This is a genomic window from Pseudomonas coleopterorum (genome assembly GCF_900105555.1).
Taxonomy (GTDB): Bacteria; Pseudomonadota; Gammaproteobacteria; order Pseudomonadales; family Pseudomonadaceae; genus Aquipseudomonas; species Aquipseudomonas coleopterorum.
Map to the genome: position 1 here is coordinate 2629741 of NZ_FNTZ01000001.1, position 16421 is coordinate 2646161.

11 protein-coding genes are annotated in these 16421 nt (G+C 62.2%); 2 read left to right on the forward strand and 9 right to left on the reverse strand.

Annotation, left to right across the window (positions count from 1 at the left end; all coding sequences use genetic code 11):
• Positions 1-13: 13 nt before the first annotated feature.
• From BLV18_RS11650 to BLV18_RS11670, 5 genes are all read right to left on the reverse strand, one after another.
• On the reverse strand, positions 14-1300 hold the full coding sequence (locus BLV18_RS11650; RefSeq protein ID WP_090358689.1) for an acyl-CoA dehydrogenase family protein: 1287 nt from the start codon (positions 1298-1300) through the stop codon (positions 14-16).
• A 48-nt stretch (positions 1301-1348) separates the two neighbouring features.
• Entirely contained in the window at positions 1349-2284 is a 936-nt protein-coding gene (locus BLV18_RS11655) for an ABC transporter permease (RefSeq protein WP_090358691.1), read from the reverse strand.
• Positions 2281-3999 carry an ABC transporter substrate-binding protein gene (locus BLV18_RS11660; protein ID WP_090358693.1) on the reverse strand — a complete coding sequence of 573 codons (1719 nt, stop codon included), beginning with the start codon at positions 3997-3999 and terminating at the stop codon, positions 2281-2283. The genes BLV18_RS11655 and BLV18_RS11660 overlap by 4 nt, the downstream gene beginning before the upstream one ends.
• 13 nt (positions 4000-4012) lie before the next feature.
• Positions 4013-6160 (reverse strand): TonB-dependent receptor family protein, encoded by a 2148-nt coding sequence (locus BLV18_RS11665; protein ID WP_244156852.1) that lies wholly within the window; start codon positions 6158-6160, stop codon positions 4013-4015.
• A 330-nt stretch (positions 6161-6490) separates the two neighbouring features.
• Positions 6491-8686: a TonB-dependent receptor family protein gene (locus BLV18_RS11670; RefSeq protein ID WP_244156854.1), complete on the reverse strand. Its 2196-nt coding sequence runs from the start codon at positions 8684-8686 to the stop codon at positions 6491-6493.
• A gap of 347 nt (positions 8687-9033) precedes the next feature.
• Between BLV18_RS11670 and BLV18_RS11675 the strand changes: the two genes are divergently transcribed.
• Positions 9034-9708, forward strand: a complete 675-nt coding sequence (locus tag BLV18_RS11675; protein WP_043190299.1) for an MgtC/SapB family protein — start codon at positions 9034-9036, stop codon at positions 9706-9708.
• Here BLV18_RS11675 and BLV18_RS11680 read toward each other — a convergent pair.
• The 3 genes from BLV18_RS11680 to BLV18_RS11690 form a co-directional block, all read right to left on the reverse strand.
• A complete protein-coding gene (locus tag BLV18_RS11680) occupies positions 9684-10298 on the reverse strand; it encodes a GNAT family N-acetyltransferase (protein WP_090358697.1) in 615 nt (204 codons plus the stop codon). The two genes, BLV18_RS11675 and BLV18_RS11680, sit on opposite strands and share 25 nt — an antisense overlap.
• 94 nt (positions 10299-10392) lie before the next feature.
• Positions 10393-12492, reverse strand: coding sequence for a TonB-dependent receptor family protein (locus BLV18_RS11685; protein ID WP_090358699.1), 2100 nt, complete (start codon positions 12490-12492; stop codon positions 10393-10395).
• Positions 12493-12761: 269 nt separating this feature from the next.
• Positions 12762-13790 (reverse strand): hypothetical protein, encoded by a 1029-nt coding sequence (locus BLV18_RS11690; RefSeq protein WP_090358701.1) that lies wholly within the window; start codon positions 13788-13790, stop codon positions 12762-12764.
• 215 nt (positions 13791-14005) lie between these two features.
• Between BLV18_RS11690 and BLV18_RS11695 the strand changes: the two genes are divergently transcribed.
• Positions 14006-15160 (forward strand): MalY/PatB family protein, encoded by a 1155-nt coding sequence (locus BLV18_RS11695; protein WP_090358703.1) that lies wholly within the window; start codon positions 14006-14008, stop codon positions 15158-15160.
• A gap of 531 nt (positions 15161-15691) precedes the next feature.
• Here the strand turns inward: BLV18_RS11695 and BLV18_RS11700 are convergent.
• Complete coding sequence (locus BLV18_RS11700; RefSeq protein ID WP_090358706.1) at positions 15692-16420, reverse strand: DUF72 domain-containing protein; 729 nt, start codon at positions 16418-16420, stop codon at positions 15692-15694.
• Position 16421: the final 1 nt, after the last annotated feature.

Consider the following 16421-nt stretch of genomic DNA (forward strand, 5'->3'; position numbering starts at 1 on the left):
CCTTGGAAACGGTTCAGACGGCGCTGGCTTCGTCGTGCAGCGCAGCGGCGGGTTCGGACTGGGCGGCGTCGTGCGCAGCCTGCGAGGCGCGCCAGGCGGCATTCGGGCTGATGCCGTTGAGGTAGTAGTTGCCCAGCGCCCGCTCGCGGTAGATCGCCGGGTTGTGCGAGGCCAGCGTGCGCGCGTTGCGCCAGTGCCGGTCCAGGCGCCGCGACTGGCTGGTGGCCGAGGCACCGCCGACTTCGAACAACAGCGTGGTGGCCTCCAGCACCTGCTCCAGCACGATCTGCTGGGCCTGAAAGGCGCGCACTTCGGCCTCGGTGTAATGGGCTTCACTGGCCTGCCCGGCACGTTCGGCTTCGTAGACGTTCTGCAACACCTGGGCGACCGCCAGCACCTGGGTCTGCGCGGCATAGGCCAGGCTCGACAGGCGGCCGACGACGCGCTGTACGAGTGGATCTTCCCTAGGGCTGGACTGGCCCGGGACGCCAAAGGCGCGGGTCCGGCCCTGAACGAACTCGCTGGCATCGCGCAGCACCGCCCGGGCGATCCCGGCCAGGGTCGCCAGGTGAAACAGTTGATAGAACGCCGAAATGTAGGACTCGGGACGCTGCTCGCCGGCTGCATAGCGACGCAACACGTACTCGGATGGCACCGGGACATTGTCGAAACGCGTGGTGCCGCTGCCCGACAGGCGCTGCCCGAAGCCGTCCCAGTCGTCGTCGCGGCTCACGCCGGGCGCATTGGTCGGCACCGAGACGCTGACGAAGTCCTCACCGGTCAGCGCCGACACGGCGATCCAGTCGGCGTACAGGGTGCCGGTGCAGTAGAACTTCTTGCCGTCCAGACGCCAGCGCTGCTCACCTTCGGCCGTCAGCGTCACGCTCTGCTTGCTGGTGTCGGTACGCTCGGCCATGGCCGCGCCCCACAGATCACCGGCAACCACCTTGCCCAGCCAGTACGCCTGGGACTCGGCTTCGTCGCGGGACAGACGGCCTTCGACGAAGCCGAAATGCGCGCGCAGGATGTGCGGCAGGTTCGAGTCGGCCTCGGCCAGCTCGATCAGCAGCTCGAACAATTGCGGCAGGCTGGCGCCACCGCCGCCCTGCTCGCGAGGCACGCGCAGCGCCCCGAAGCCGGCCTCACGCAGCCAGTTCACCGCATCGAAGGCCAGCTCGCGCTGCTGCTCGCGGGCCAGCGCAGTGTCCTCGATGCGCGCGAAGATCTCGGCAAAGGGGGCCCGCAGGCTCGCGTAGTCGGAAGCCAGCGGAAAACCGCCGGTACGCTGTTCAACACTCATGATCATTCCTTGGGTCATCGGGCTGCCGAGCAGCCATGAAAATTCGGGTCATGCGGACTTCACTCGCGGGTCGACCCAGTGGTTGATCAGGTCCACCACCAAGTTCACCGCCACATAGATCGCCGCCGCCAACAGGGTGATGCCCAAGACCATGGGCACGTCCTTGGCATTGGCGGCATCGAGCATCAGCCGGCCGATGCCTTGGCGGGAAAACAGCAACTCCACGATCACCGCCCCGCCCAGCAGGCTGGCGAACACGAAACCGGCCAGGGTCACCAGTGGCACCAGCGCATGGCGCAGGGCATGGCGCAGGCGCACGCCGGTTTCGGACATGCCCCGGGCGCGCGCCATGGCGATGAAGGGTTGGTCGAGGATGTCTTCCAGTTCCTGACGCAGCACCTGGGTCAGTACGGCGGCGAGCGGCAGGGCCAGGGCCAGGGTCGGCAGGATCAGCGACTGCCAACTGCCCGATCCGGAAGGCGGCAGTACATGCCAGTGAAAGGCGAACACCAGCAGCAACAGGATGCCGATGACGAACGAAGGCGCCGACGACAGCACCAGCTCGGTTCCCGACACCAGCGAGCGCACCCACGGGCTGCGCTTGGCCGTGGTGATCGCGCTGATGACCGACAGCAGCACGGCCACCACCGCCGCGCAGATCGACAGCTGCACCGTGGCGCCGATCTGTGCGCCAATCGCCCGTGTGACCGGAATGCGCAGGCGATAGGACTCGCCCAGATCGCCCTGGACCAGGCGAGCGATGTAGTGGCCGTACTGCACGATCAGCGGCTGATCGAGGCCGTACTCGGCGCGCACCCGCACGATCATCTCCGGGGTCGGCATGGATTCCGGGCCGCCGAGAATGGCCAGTGCGGGGTCGCCACCGCTGAGGTTGATGGCCAGAAAGGTCAGGCTGGCCGCCCCCCACAGCACCCCGACACCGGCCAGCAGCCGCCAGAAGATCCTGATCGCGATACTGTTCATTCAGCCTCCGGTTGCAGCCACAGGCTGGGCAGGAAAACGGTGTTGTGGGAGGTGTCGAAGATCACTCCGGCAAGGCGTTTGGAATACGCCACCAGCACATGGCTCTCGAACGACGGCACCACCGGCACTGACTCGGCCAGACGCTGCTGTGCCTTGCTGTACAGCGGTTGCAACTGCGCCGGATCGTGACTGCGCCGTGCCGCGGCCAACAGTCGATCCAGCTCGGCATCGCGAAAGCGACCGGCGTTCTGGCCGATGCGTTTTTCCGAGGTGATGGAGTCGCTGTGGTAGAGGATGTACAGGCCGTCCGGTGTATTGGTGTGCCAGTAACCGCCGCCAATCATCTGGAAATCCCCGGCATAGCGGCGGTCGGTGGCCTGCGCCACCGGCAACAGTTCGATGCGCAGCTGGAAGCCGAGCTTTTTCAGGTCCGCCTGAATCGCTACCGCCACGGCGCTGGAGAAGCTCGGGCTCTCGGTGGCCAACAGCGTTGCCCCCAGCCGCTGCCCGTTGCGGGTGCGATACCCCTGAGCGTCGCGCGCGGTCCAGCCCGCCTCGTCGAGGGCGGCGTTGGCCGCTTTGGGGTCATAGGCCAGCACGTCCTTGTAGGCCGGGTCGTAATAGCGCGTATTGGCGGCGAGGAAATCAGCCTTGGGCCGGAACTCGCCAAAACCGATGATCCAGGCCAGGCCCTCGCGGTCGATCCCCTTGGCCACGGCACGACGCACGCGCACATCGTCGAACGGCGCCTTTTCCACGTTGAAGGTCAGGCTGCGAAACGGATTGCCCTTGCGAATGCGGCTGCGCAGGGTCAGCGCCGTCGACTCGCGAATGCCCTTGGCATTCTGCGGCGGCGCATCCAAGGTCAGGTCGGACTGTCCGGCCTCCAGTGAGGTGAAGCGGATCATCGCCTCGGGCACGAAACTCAGCTCGATGCGATCCAGGTAGGCTTCGCCCTGGTGGCGTGTGACCGGCGGCGACCAGTCATAGCCTTCGCGGCGCACGAACACCGCGCCCTGGTCGCGGGTGTAGCTGTGCAGCACGAACGGTCCGGAGCCGACCGGATGCTCGGCGATCGATTTCGGCGCTTCGAGAATCTGCTTCGGCGAAATCATCCCCAGCCAGGACTGCGCGAGCACGTCGAGAAACGGCGAGTAGGGTTCGCGCAAGGTGGCCTCGAAGGTGTATTCGTCGAGCACACGCCCCTGCACGTAGGGCGCGATGTAAGCCGCAGCCAGCGGCGATTTGGTGGCCGGATCGCGCATGTGCTCGAGGTTGATCTTCACCGCCTGGGCGTTGAAGGGCTCGCCATCGCTGAAGGTCACCCCCTCGCGCAAGTGGAAGGTGTAGGTCAGGCCGTCTTCCGACACCTCCCATGACTTGGCCAGCCAGGGCGAGACGTTGCCCTGCTCGTCCTGATAGACCAGGCAGTCGTAGAGCACCCGCCCCAGCCACTGCACGTTGCCATGGGAAATGGAATGCACATCGAAGGTGCCGGTATCGGCCGCGGTGGTCACCCGCAGGGTACCGCCGCGCTTGCCCGGTCCCGCCTCGTGGTAGTCGCTGGCGGGATAGCTGATCAGGTCGCCGGCGACGATGCCATCGGTGCTGGGCGCGCGGGTCACGGGCGCACTGGGGGCTTCGGTGCCGGGTGAGCACGCCGAAAGCACGAGCATGGTGCCGACCAGTGCTGTTCTGAGAAACACGAAAGTCATGAGCGGGCAGCCATCAGAAGTTGTAGGTCACACCGGTGAACGCGCCGAAGCCATCCCCCGGATAGAGCGCGGCCGTGTCCTGCCCCTGCGCGTTGTAGCCGGGCACGATGGCGGTCACGTAGTCCTTGTCGCCCAGGTTCTTCAGGTCCACGTAGGCCTGCCACTGCTTGCTCGGTGCGTCGTAGCCCAGGCGTGCGCCGAAAATCGTGTAGGACGGCGCATTCGAGGTGTTGGCGTAGTCCACCGCCGTGCTGGACACGGACCGGACGTTGACGCCTGCGTAGAAGCCGTTGGCGTACTGGTATTGCAGCTCGGCCTGGTAGATGTGCTTGGGCAAACCGGGGAGTTCGTTCCTGCTGAACGAGGGGTCGTGGCGATAGTGGAAGTCGTTCAGCGTGTAAGCCTGGCGCCAGCTCAGCACGTCGCCATTGCTGCCCTGCCAGAGCCGCGTGGTCAGCCCCGCTTCGATGCCCTGGTGAATGGTCGGGGTGGCGTTGGCGGTCGTGACGATCGCCGCAGTGTTGCCAGTGGCGGCGGCAATCTGGGTCGTCAGCAGTTCGTTCTTGATCCAGGAGCGGTACAGCACCAGGCTGCCATCGAAACGCTCGGACTGGCCGCGAATACCGAGCTCCACGGTGTTGGCGGTCTGCGGCACCAATGGCTTGATGTAGTTGTTGGTCACCCCGGAATTGGAGATCGACCACGAGCTGGGCGGGTCGATGGAGCGGCTGACGTTGCCGAACAGCTGCAGGTTCGGGGTCAGCTCGTAACGCAGCCCCGCCCGCGGTGCCAGGGACCAATCGTCATAGTCGTAGCGCGTGGGGAAGCCGCTGGTGTTGGCGCGGTCGCTGAACGTCACGTCGATGTCGCGCTTGATCTGGATCGCCGAAACGCCGGTGCTCAGGTACAACCGGTCGGTCAGCCCCAGGTCGTTGCCCACGGTGAAGACACGGTCGGACGAGCCATCGTACTTGACGTTCTTTTGCAAGATGCCGAGGTCCTTGTCACCGCGGTAGGTCTTGGCGCCGGCATTCAGGTGCTCGGTGCTGGTGAAGCCCAGGGTGGTGGTGCTGTCGAGCCCGAACAGTTGATCGTTGCGGGTGTATTTGAGCGAGGCGTTAAGGTCGCTCCAGTCCCAGTAATTCGGGTTGACCGGGCTGCGCCGATTGAGGATCTGCGGGTAGTCGTGGTAGCCGATGCCGAATTCCAGGGTCGCGTCGTCGTCGAAGGTGTAGGTGATCTTGCTCGCCACCCAGGTCGACCCGCGCTTGGTGGAATCGCCGCGGCTGGTGCGCGTGGCCGCATTGGTCTGGGTGCTGTCGTGTTTGAGCTGGGCGCGAGTCAAGGCCCCGGCATTCTCGTGGAATTCCTCGCGGTAGCGCACGATCAGGCGGGTCTGCAGCTTCGGGCTGAAGCGGTAGCCGAAATTGCCCACCACGCCTTGGGACTTGCTGAAGGTGTAATCCTGATAACCATCGCGTCGCGCGTTGTCGACGCTGACGAAGTAATCCGCATCGCCCACCACACCACCGGTGCGCAGGGTCTGTTTCTGCCAGCCGAAACTGCCCCCCTCGAGCTTGATCTGGCTGCCCGGCGCGCTGTAGCCGGTGTGGGTGATGAAGTTGATGCCACCGCCCAACGACAAGGCGCCGTACTCGAACGCATTGGCGCCGCGCAGGATCTCGGTGTACTGCACGCCCTGCCCGTCCAGCAGTTCGTACGGCGTGCCTCCGGCGCCAGTCAGGGCCAAGCCGTCGAAGAGAAACTTGGTACCTTCGCGAAAGTAGCCAGGCGAAGCATTCGCGCCGGAACCACGGATGGAAATCTTGATCGCGTCATTGCCCCCCGCCGACTGCGCGTACACGCCGGGCTGATAGGCCAGGGTGTCCTCGAGGCTGGCCGAACGGCCCTTGTTGACCACGGCCTGGTCGACCAGGCTGGTGCTCCCGGGCACTTCCGCAAGCCTGGCCCGCGCCTGCTCGACCGGGGTCGCCTTGGCCGCCTGCACGGTGACCGTTTGCAAACGTTGCTCGGCCGTATCGGCCAGCGCCGGCGTGACGTTGAACAACAGGCAGGCACCCAGGCGTGAGGCAAGTTCGGTATAGCGAAAAGCACTGCTGCGCCGACTGTTCAATGACGGCGTAAAGGCATGTAACTTCAACGGTGTTGCTCCCACCCAATGAATATAAGGCGAGCTTCTATTGGTATAGTCGGACTCGGGTGATGACGTCTGCGACCTCATCGATAAAGTTATGGATTGCAGTGTTCGTGCCAATCGCCAAGTGCCCTGAACAGGGAACTTTTTTGATATCAGGTAGCGGCTGGATGTTTGAAATGGCCGCAACTGCTTAGTGACTGCTGCCCCAGCAACACTTGTGAGAGATAGCCCCCCGTAGGAGCGGTCCGTGGCCGCGAAGGGCGCGATTCGGTATGCCTGATACACCACAGCGCCTTTTCGCGGCCGATGACCGCTCCTACGGTAGGCCTTGAATTACCGGAAGCTGTACTGCACCCCCGCATACGCACCTATACCATCCCCCGGAATGATCGCCCTGACATCGTTGCCGTTGGCATTGAACGTCGGGCTGATGGAGGCGGCGTACTTCTCGTCGGTCAAATTGCGCAGGTCCAGATAGACATTCCAATCCTTCTTCGGCGAATCCCAGCCCAGTATCGCGCCCCACAGGTTGTAAGAACCGGCGTCCTTGGTGTTGGCAAAATCCACCGGTGTCTTGGAGGCGTAGTAAGTGTTCACGCCCACATAAACGCCATTGCTGAAGTCATAACGCAGTTCAGCCTGGTAATTGTGTTTGGGAATGCCGGGCAACCGATTGCTGCCAAACTGCTCGTCATCGCGGTAGAAAAAGTCGCTGTAGGTATAGGACTGACGCAGGTGCAACGAATCGCCATCATTCTGGTACAGCAGAGAATCCAGACCCAGTTCCACCCCCTGGTGAATGGTCTTGCTGGCGTTGTATTCGGAGGTCAGCGCATCGGCGCTGGACGTGGCCTCTCTGATGATCACCGAGAGCAGCTCGTCCTGCACGTGAGACCGATAGAACGTCAGATCCCAGTTGTTGTTGCCGAACTGCCCACGGGTACCGAATTCCAACGTATCGGCAATCTGCGGTTCAAGTTTCTGTCCACCGGAGTTGAGCCCGGTGGCCGGCCCGGACGTGAACACCTGCGCACCGGACACATAAGCCCACGATTGCTGGGCCTCGACCGTGCGACTGAGGTTGCCGAACAGCTGCCAGTTGGGGTTGATCTGATAACGCACGCCCACCCTGGGGGCAAACTCCCAGTCGTTCTTTTCGATAGGGTTGTTGGGGTTGTCGGCCTCGCCACCCACCGGATACGACACCTTGGCCTTGCGCTGGAACTCCACGGCGGAAAGGCCTGCGCTCAACCATAGTGTGTTGTCGATCCACTCGGTTTCATTGCTGGCGCTCAACACGGTGTCGGAGCCTTCGTACTCAGCCTTGCGCACCAACGCCCCGGACGGCAGGTTGGCGGTGATACCGGAAGGAATCCGCACCTTGGTCTTGGCGTAAGCATTCAAATGCTCGGTCCGCAGCGCGTTGAATCGAGTGATGCTGTTCTTGCCGAACAACGTGTCCAGGCGGTCGTATTTCAAACTGGCGGAATAATCGCTGAAGCCCCAGGTCGTGCGGTTGACGCCCTGTCGCGCGTCGATTGGATAGTCGTGGTAGACCAATCCCACTTCCAGATTGGAATCGTCATCGAAGGTGTATTGGGTCTTGCTCGCTACCCAGGTCGAACCTGGCTGCTTGCGATGCGCACGCACGTTCACACTGGCCGGGTTGGCCTGCTCGGGGTCGTCCTTGAGTTGCGCGCGGGTGATGTAACCAGGCGTCTCGTTATCGGTGGTGCGGTAGCGGTAGTAGAGACGGGATTTCAACTGCGGCGAAAACTGGTAGCCGACATTGCCGGCGAAACCGGCGCTCTTGCCTCGGGTTTGATCCTGAAAGCCGTCCGACGCCGAGTCGGTGAGGCTGACGTAATAGTCAAGCGGGCCCAGCACTTGCCCTGAACTGATCTGACGCTTTTGATAGCCGTAACTACCGGCCTCGTAGCGCACTTGCAAGGGCGCGGAATTGTAGCCTGTCTTGGTCACGTAGTTGATCGCACCGCCCAGATACAACGAGCCGATATCGAAAGCATTGCCGCCGCGCAGCACTTCGGTATGGCTCAGGCCCAGCGGCTCGAACAGTTCGTAGGGGGTACCGCCGGGCCCGGACACCGGCAGGCCGTCGAACAGGTAGAAGATGCCGGCGCGGAAATAACCCACGCCCTTGTTGATTCCCGACCCACGAATGGAAATCCGTGTGCCGTCGTTGCTGCCGCCGCCCTGCGTGGCGATGACACCGGGCTGCAGAGCGAAGATATCGGTACTGGTCGACACGCGCCCCTTTTCAACCGTCGCTGAATCAACATAGTTGACCCCGCCTGCCACTTCCTTCAAAGCCGTTTCGGCGCGTTGGTTCTCGTCCAGCCTGGCACCCTGAACAACTACGGTACTGAGTTGACTGGTCGGCTTCTGCTCGACCGATTCGGTGACGGGTGCGGCATGAAGTTGGCCGATAAACAGCAATATCGCCCCAGCGCCCAGCGCCGACGGCAAGCGACTGCGTGCCGTCGTTGTTGCAATGACTTCCCCGTTCATTCCCTGCTCCTGCTTGACTCATATAACACCGCCCTGAAAAAAGACGATGCTTATTTATTGGCAACAGGGTGATAGCAGAGAGCGTGCCAGCTATGGGGCGACTGAAACTCGTTAAAACCGTACATTAACGCGGCCAAATGGCTGCCAGCACACACTTACTGATGGATAACTGCCTTGATTCGAACACTTGAAACTTCACTGCGTCCTAACTGACAAACACCGTCCGCGAAGAATTCTTCACCTATTTATCGTGAACAATAAGCGCCTGAAGCCGTCAGCATACCTATCGTCAATCTGGGGCCCCATGCCATCGACGGCGGGCTCCACCCTTACCAAGGAGGTCAACCATGCTCACCGATTGGGAAATGTGTATCCGCCTGCTGCTGGCTGCCCTGCTCGGCAGCCTGATCGGGCTCGAACGCGAGCGGCTGCTGTGGGCCGCAGGTCTGCGTACTCACATGCTGGTGTGCGTGGGCTCGTGCCTGCTCATGATCGTATCGTCGTTCGGCTTCCAGGATGCCCTGGCCATGGCGCACACCGAACTCGACCCCTCGCGGGTGGCGGCGCAGGTGGTCTCGGGCATCGGTTTCCTGGGCGCCGGCTCGATCCTGCTGCGCGGCGAAGTGATTCGCGGACTCACCACGGCGGCCAGCCTCTGGACGGTCGCCGCCATCGGCCTGTCGGTGGGCGGTGGGCTGTACGTGGTCAGCACCGCCGCCACTTTCATCATTCTGGTGATCCTGATCGCCATAAAACCCATGGAACGGGTCTACCGCAACCGCGTGCAAGTCCACGTCATCAAACTGATCGCGCCATCGCAGACGCTGTCCCTGAAAAAGGTCAACGAAGTGATGGGCAACCGCGCGGGCAAGGTCAGACAGTTCATCGTCGAAAAAGGCAACCGTGACGACACCGACAGCATCACCATCGAACTCAAACGCACTTCAGGCGCGCAGGCCAAGCAGATACTGGAGCAACTGCTGACCATTGATGGGGTTCAGGAGGATGCTTCCAGCCAATGAGCGTCGCCAAGCTTGAACACCAGCGTGTCGCACACCCCGAAGACATCCGATCGGCGATCACCGACCAAGGTACGAACCAGGCGAAACCCTACCGACTCCGCGAGCTGGCGGCTGGCGGTATTAGCTGAAGACGTCGTCAGGTACAAATGTGCTCCAGGCAACTGGGCAATCAGTGCCGTCAATGCTTCGCGCATCAAACCCCGACTCTGAAATGATTGGTTCGCCCAGTAGCCTATCTCGTGGGAGCCATCGGCCCTGGGGGTGAAGCCGATACACCCCACCAGTTGCTGCGGGTGCTCGCGAGTCAGCAGGAAGCACTTTTTCTCCGCATCGTGGCGGACGAAATCGCTCTGTGCTCGCTGGAGGGTGTCCAGCGTATCGGTCAGCTCCCAGCGTGGCCGGCTCCAAATCAGAAACAGACGGTGGGTTTCGTAACTCGCGTTCAAGGCATCCGCCAGGAGCTGTGCCAGGGCAGGCTCAGGCGCCACAATCTGAACACGGGCCGTCAGTAAAGGCATCTGCCCTTCCGTGAATATGGCTTTGCGTTGGCTGCCTTGCGGTTCAACCGCTCGGAATTCCGTTTCCTGCATGTAATCGCCTCATCCTGGATCGGTAGCTGTAAGGTTCCTTTGAGTGGCGGACCCTAGCCATTCGGTGCGGGATGCGTAATGCAGAATCGGTCACTCAAAACCGAAACGCAACGCCAGTGGTGACATTGAACGCATCCCCCGGGTAGAAATTGGCCGAATCCTGCCCGCGGGCGTCGTAGGTGGTGTTGGCCGCGGTGGCGTAGCGTTCGTCGGTCAGGTTGCGCATGTCCAGGAACACGTCCCAGCGTTTGCTTGGGGCTTCGAAGCCTATGCGGGCGCCGAGGATGGTGTAGGACGGCGCGCTGAAACTGTTGGCGTAGTCGATGAAGTAACTGGAGGCCGAACGCAGGTTGAGTTGGGCGTAGAAGCCTCCGGCCTGCTGGTACTGAAGCTCGGCCTGGTACACGTGGCGTGGCAGGCTGGGCAGTTCGTTGCCGCCGAAGGTGTTGTCGTGGCGATAGTAGAAATCGTTGAAGGTGTAGGCTTGGCGCAGGTTCAGCGTGTCGCCGTTCTCCCCTTCCCACAGCAGCGCATTCAAGCCCGCCTCGACGCCTTGGTGAATGGTTGGGCTGGCGTTGGACGAAGCCACCAGTTGGTCTTGATTGGCCGAGGCCTGACGCACCACCACGGACAGAATCTCGTCATCGATCCAGGAGCGATAGAACGTCAGGCTGCCATCGAAAATCCCGGCACTGGCACGTACGCCCAGCTCGGCCGTGGTGGCTTTCTGAGGTTTCACGTCGCGTATGAACGGCGAGCCGGTGCTGCCCAGCTGCCAGGTCACGGGCGGGTCTATGGAGCGGCTGACGTTGCCGAACAGCTGGATGTCCGGCGTCAGTTCATACCGCAGGCCCAGCCGCGGCGCGGTGTCCCATTCGGAGTAGTTCACGCCATCGGGAAACTCGCTGGTGTTCACCCCGGTGGTGTATTCGATCTCGGCCCTGCGCTTGATGTTGATGAAAGAAAGCCCGGTGGACAGCCAGGTCCTGTCGTTGAGCTGCAACTCGTTGCCCAGCGCCAGCACGCTGTCGCGCGAGCCGGTGTATTTTGTGTCCTGCAACAGTTGGCCGGTGCTGCGGCTGTGGGATTTGACATCGCCCAGGTAGGCCAGGGTATTGCTGAAGGTGACGCTGCTGTCGCTGGGCAGGCCGAACAGCTCATCGTGGGCGCGGCGATAGCGCAGCACCACGCTGGTGTCCTTGGAACGCCAATCCTGTGGCGAAACCGAATACCGCCAGCCGTTGAGCAACGGGTAGTCGTTGTACCCCAGGCCCACTTCCAGGGTCGAGTCGTCGTCGAACCTGTAGGTGGTGTTGCTGCCCAGCAAGGTGGTGCCGTCCTTCTTGCGACCAGTGGGGACGTCGTTGCTGCGCGGATCGTGCTTGAGCTGGGCTCGGGTCAGGGTGTTGCCATTGGTGAGCTGTTCTTCGCGGTAGCGCAGGAAGAAACGCGTTTCCAGTTTGGGGCTGAACACATGGCCGAAGTTGGCGATCAGGTCGCGGCCCTTGTTGGCCGTGTTGTCCTGATAGCCGTCGCGTTCGTTGTGCAGCACGCTGACATAGTAGTCGCTGTCGCCGACCACGCCGCCCGTGCTCAGTTGTTGCTTGCGGTAGCCGAAACTGCCGACTTCGAACCGTGCGTAGTTGCCTGGGGCCGTGCGTCCGGTGCGGCTGACGAAGTTGATCGCGCCACCCAGCGACAGCGCCGTGTGCTTGAAGGCGTTGGCGCCGTACAGCACTTCGGTGTGATCGACTGCGGCCATGTTCAGCAGGTCTTCCTGAGTCCCGCCCGGCCCGGTGATCGGCAATCCGTCGTAAAGGAATTTGATGCCAAGGGCATAGCCCTGATAGAAGGTATTCAAACCCGAACCGCGAATCGAAATCTTGTTGGCACCGGTGCCGCTGGTGGCCTGTGCGAACACGCCTGGTTGTAGCGCGAGTACGTCTTCGGCATTGGAGGCACGGCCTTTCTCGACCTCTTTCATGTCGACGACCGCGGTGGTACCGGGGGTCTTGTCCAGTTCGACCTTGGCCTTTTGCGCTTCGCTGCGCGCCGCGCCCGTCACCACCACCGTGGACAGCTGCGTATCCTCGGCGTGGGCCAGACCCAAACTGGTGACGGTGAGCAATGCCACGCTGCTTGATACGAAAGCGCGATATGAACCACTGGGCTTGCGGCCCGATGTTGAACCCATGGATGAAGCTCCTGAACGCTACGAAAAGATGAGGAGCCTCTATTCGTATAGTCGCGCTCGCAGGGGCTTGAGCAGCTATCGTGCCAATCCGGAAAAGCCGAACACTGGCCATACAGGCAGCATTGGCGCTGCAAAGTGATGCAACTTGTCGCCCAGGTGTTGATAGACGAACAGTTGGTTGCAGGCTTGCAAAGGTACAGAAACGGAAAAGCCCACACTGACCTGGTCAGCGTGGGCTTTTCTGCAACCGTGTTACGTGTGCGGATCGATTAGACCGCAGCAACGACCTTGGCAGGTGGCTGAGTACGACGACCCAGTACACCGGCACCGGCGGCTACCAGACCCGAGATCACCAAGGTGATCAGCAGGATCCAGGCGCCTTGCGAAACGCGCTTGGCAGCCACTTCGGCAGCTTCACGGGCTTTCTGCTCGGCCTGAGCTTTCAGTTCCTGATACTTGGCATAAGCCTGACGGTAGCTGGCCTGGGCCTGATCGACGATCTGGTTGGCTTCAGCATCGGTCTTGTTGCCACGTGCCTTGATCAGATTGACCAGTGCTTCGCGGTCAGCAGCATCCCAAGCCTGGTCGCCCTTGGCTTTGATGCGATCCATCAGGCCAGCCAGCTGGTTGTCGGCTTGCTGAGGGTTCTCGGCGCTGCGCTGAGCGGTGTTCTGCGCATCTTGCTGAGTCGCCTGAGCTTCCTGCTTGACGTTGTCGGGGTTCAGTTCAGGCTTGCCGGTCTGACGCATGGCCAATTCGATCTCGCCCTGGATATCGTCCAGGTTGAAGTCGATGCCTTGCTGACGCAGTTGATCCTGAATCTTGTCACCCAGTGCAGGAGCGACTTGAGCGATGCCACTGCCCAGTGCGGATACGCCGCTGCCAGCCAGGTTCAGACCGCCACGGACAACGCCGGTGACTGCGCTGGATACCAGGTAGACAGTGATCAGCGAAACACTCGCCCAGACCAGCAGACCGTGGAAAGCGCCTTCGCGCTGTGCCAGACGGCCAGCCGCCCAACCGCCCACGAACAACGAGATGACCGCGCTGACCACGACCCAGATACCGGCACCGGTGCCGATGCCCGACAGCGGGTTGGCTTCTTGCATTGGATCGATGGTGGCTGTACCGATGGCGGTACCCAACAGGTTGAGCAACAGCGAAACCACCATGGCGAGTACCACACCGGCGAGAATCGCACTCCACGAAATTCGCTTGAGCAACGGCGCGGTTGTGGCGTGGTCATGGTAGACCGGGGTGGTGTAGCCGTCTGGAGCGATACGGTCATCGCGGATCATGATTGTAGTCCTTTGGGTCAGTGGCAGAACGAGTAGGTGAACTCGCTTACAGCAATGACCAAGGGCTTCGCGAAAAAGTTTTAAAAAAACATTGAATATCTTTTTTCACCAGCGTGGACAGGCTTGCTAGTCGCGACTGGCCGCACTGACCTTCGCTGGTTACTATGCGCCTACAAGCCTTTGAATCTTTCACGCATTGCCGCCATGAGCACACGATGAGTACAGACCTGGACACGCTGTTCGACCGCACCGGCACGGGCAGTACCAAATGGAGCCGCTACCCCGAAGATGTATTGCCGATGTGGGTCGCTGACATGGATTTCGCTGCACCGCCTGCGGTCATCGAACGCTTGCAGACGCGTCTGACCCATCCGGTTCTGGGCTACAGCGTGCCCTCGGACGAACTGCGTCAGGTGCTGGTCGATTACCTGCGCGAGCACTATGACTGGCAGGTGCAGAAGCAGGACATCGTGGTCCTGCCGGGTGTGGTGCCTGGGGTCAACATGGCGCTGCACGGTCTGGTAGACGAAGGCGATGGCGTGGTGGTGCATACCCCCAACTATCCGCCACTGCGTCAGGCAGCCGGGCACTGGAAAATGCGCAGCATCGAAGTGCCGTTGCAGGCCACAGCGCAAGGTCAGTGGGCGTGCGACCCGCAGCGGCTGGAGCAGGCGCTGGCCGAGAGCTCGGCGTACCTGCTGAGCAATCCGCACAACCCGATCGGCAAGACCTATAGCCGCGACGAACTGCGCACGATCGGCGAAATTTGCGTGGCGCAGGATGTGTTGATCATCAGCGACGAGATCCACGCGGACCTGCAGTTCGATGGACGTCGGCATATCCCTGTTGCATCGCTGTCGCCGGAAGTGGCCCAGCGCACCATTACCCTGATGTCCGCAAGCAAGACCTACAACGTGGCGGGGCTCAAGACAGCCTTTGCAGTGATCCAGAATCCCTCGTTGCGCGCCCGCTTCGACGCGGCACGGGTGGGCATGGTGGACAGCGTCAATCCGCTGGGGATGGAAGCCACCCATGCCGCCTATGCGCAGCCGGGCGAGTGGTTGGAACACCTGAAAACCTATCTGCAAGGCAATCGCGACTACCTGCTGGAAACGATTCGTACGCGGCTGCCCGGCATCGTGGTGCATGCGCCGCAAAGCACTTACCTGGCCTGGCTGGATTGCTCGGCTTTGGGCCTGGACAATCCGCAGCGGTTTTTTCTTGAACAAGCTCGAGTGGGCCTGAGCGCCGGTCCGGAGTTCGGCGAAGGGCTGGAGCAATTCGTCCGCCTGAATTTCGGCTGCCCGCGCGCACTGCTGACCGAGGGCCTCGCCCGCCTCGAACGCAGCCTGCAACACCGCACCCCGTAGCAGCGGCGCGAGCCGCGTCCGGGTTCATCGCGGTTATCCAGACACACCGCGGGCACCGCCGACGCAGCTTGCGCAGCTGCTACAGGGATTGCGACCGCATCCGGCCTCACCGGCGCAGCCGCGTTGGGGTTCGATGCGTTCGTCCAGATACACCACAGGTACCGCCGACGCAGCTTGCGCAGCTGCTACAGGGATTGCGACCGCATTCGGCCTCACCGGCCTCACCGCATTCCCCTGTAGCAGCGGCGCGAGCCGCGTCCGGGTTCAATGTGTTTATTCAGATACACCGCGGGTACCGCCGACGCAGCTTGCGCAGCTGCTACAGGGATTGCGACCGCATCCGGCCTCACCGGCGCAGCCGCGTTGGGGTTCGATGCGTTCGTCCAGATACACCGCGGGTACCGCCGACGCAGCTTGCGCAGCTGCTACAGGGATTGTGACCGCATCCGGCCTCACCGGCGCAGCCGCGTTGGGGTTCGATGCGTTCGTCCAGATACACCGCGGGTGCCGCCGACGCAGCTTGCGCAGCTGCTACGGGGGTGGATTTTCTGGAGGGCTGGTGGTGCGCAGCGCGTCTCCGGTTGCGGCGCCGGAGGCGGTGTTGTCGAATATGCACCATACTTCGGCGTCGGTGGCGGCTTCGGCCAGGAGCAGGCGCAGGTGTGCCAGATATTCAGCACTGTACGCGTCGTGATAGATGCGCGGTGAACCGTGCAACCGCCAATAACGAAAGCCGCGCCAGCCTCCAGGGGTGGTATCGGTGGCAATGCGTGAAGGATCGACCGCCGCCTGGGCAATGCGGTGTGCCTGCAGGATCGGCTCGGCCTCGACCCAGGAAGGATGGCGCGGTTCGAGCACCACATGACCTGCGAATCGCTCGCGCAAACAACGGAAGAAAACCTCGGCAACCTGCACTTCGAAGGCGAGAGACGGCGGCAATTGCACCAGCAGGCAGCCGAGCTTGTCGCCCAGTTCACCGCATTGCGAAAGGAATTCATCGAGGGCCGTCGCGCAGTCACGCAGGCGCTGCACATGGGTGATCTGTTTCGGCACCTTGACCGAAAAGCGGAAGTCGTCCGGCACTGATGCGGCCCAGCGGGCATAGGTCTGTGAGCGATGCGGACGATAGAACGAACTGTTGATTTCCACACAGCGCAACCGCGAAGCGTAGCGCTGCAAATGGGTGCCGTCGCCGGTGAAGTGCTCAGCGTACTCGCGCGACAGGCTCCAACCGGCGCAGCCCACGCGTACCCGGTCCATG

Bases quoted from the DNA above. Each gene is read 5' to 3' on its own strand.
- BLV18_RS11685 (WP_090358699.1), bottom strand. From the start codon at position 12,492: ATGGGTTCAACATCGGGCCGCAAGCCCAGTGGTTCATATCGCGCTTTC.
- BLV18_RS11675 (WP_043190299.1), top strand. From the start codon at position 9,034: ATGCTCACCGATTGGGAAATGTGTATCCGCCTGCTGCTGGCTGCCCTG.
- BLV18_RS11660 (WP_090358693.1), bottom strand. From the start codon at position 3,999: ATGACTTTCGTGTTTCTCAGAACAGCACTGGTCGGCACCATGCTCGTG.
- BLV18_RS11680 (WP_090358697.1), bottom strand. From the start codon at position 10,298: ATGCAGGAAACGGAATTCCGAGCGGTTGAACCGCAAGGCAGCCAACGC.
- BLV18_RS11650 (WP_090358689.1), bottom strand. From the start codon at position 1,300: ATGAGTGTTGAACAGCGTACCGGCGGTTTTCCGCTGGCTTCCGACTAC.
- BLV18_RS11670 (WP_244156854.1), bottom strand. From the start codon at position 8,686: ATGAACGGGGAAGTCATTGCAACAACGACGGCACGCAGTCGCTTGCCG.
- BLV18_RS11655 (WP_090358691.1), bottom strand. From the start codon at position 2,284: ATGAACAGTATCGCGATCAGGATCTTCTGGCGGCTGCTGGCCGGTGTC.
- BLV18_RS11690 (WP_090358701.1), bottom strand. From the start codon at position 13,790: ATGATCCGCGATGACCGTATCGCTCCAGACGGCTACACCACCCCGGTC.
- BLV18_RS11700 (WP_090358706.1), bottom strand. From the start codon at position 16,420: ATGGACCGGGTACGCGTGGGCTGCGCCGGTTGGAGCCTGTCGCGCGAG.
- BLV18_RS11695 (WP_090358703.1), top strand. From the start codon at position 14,006: ATGAGTACAGACCTGGACACGCTGTTCGACCGCACCGGCACGGGCAGT.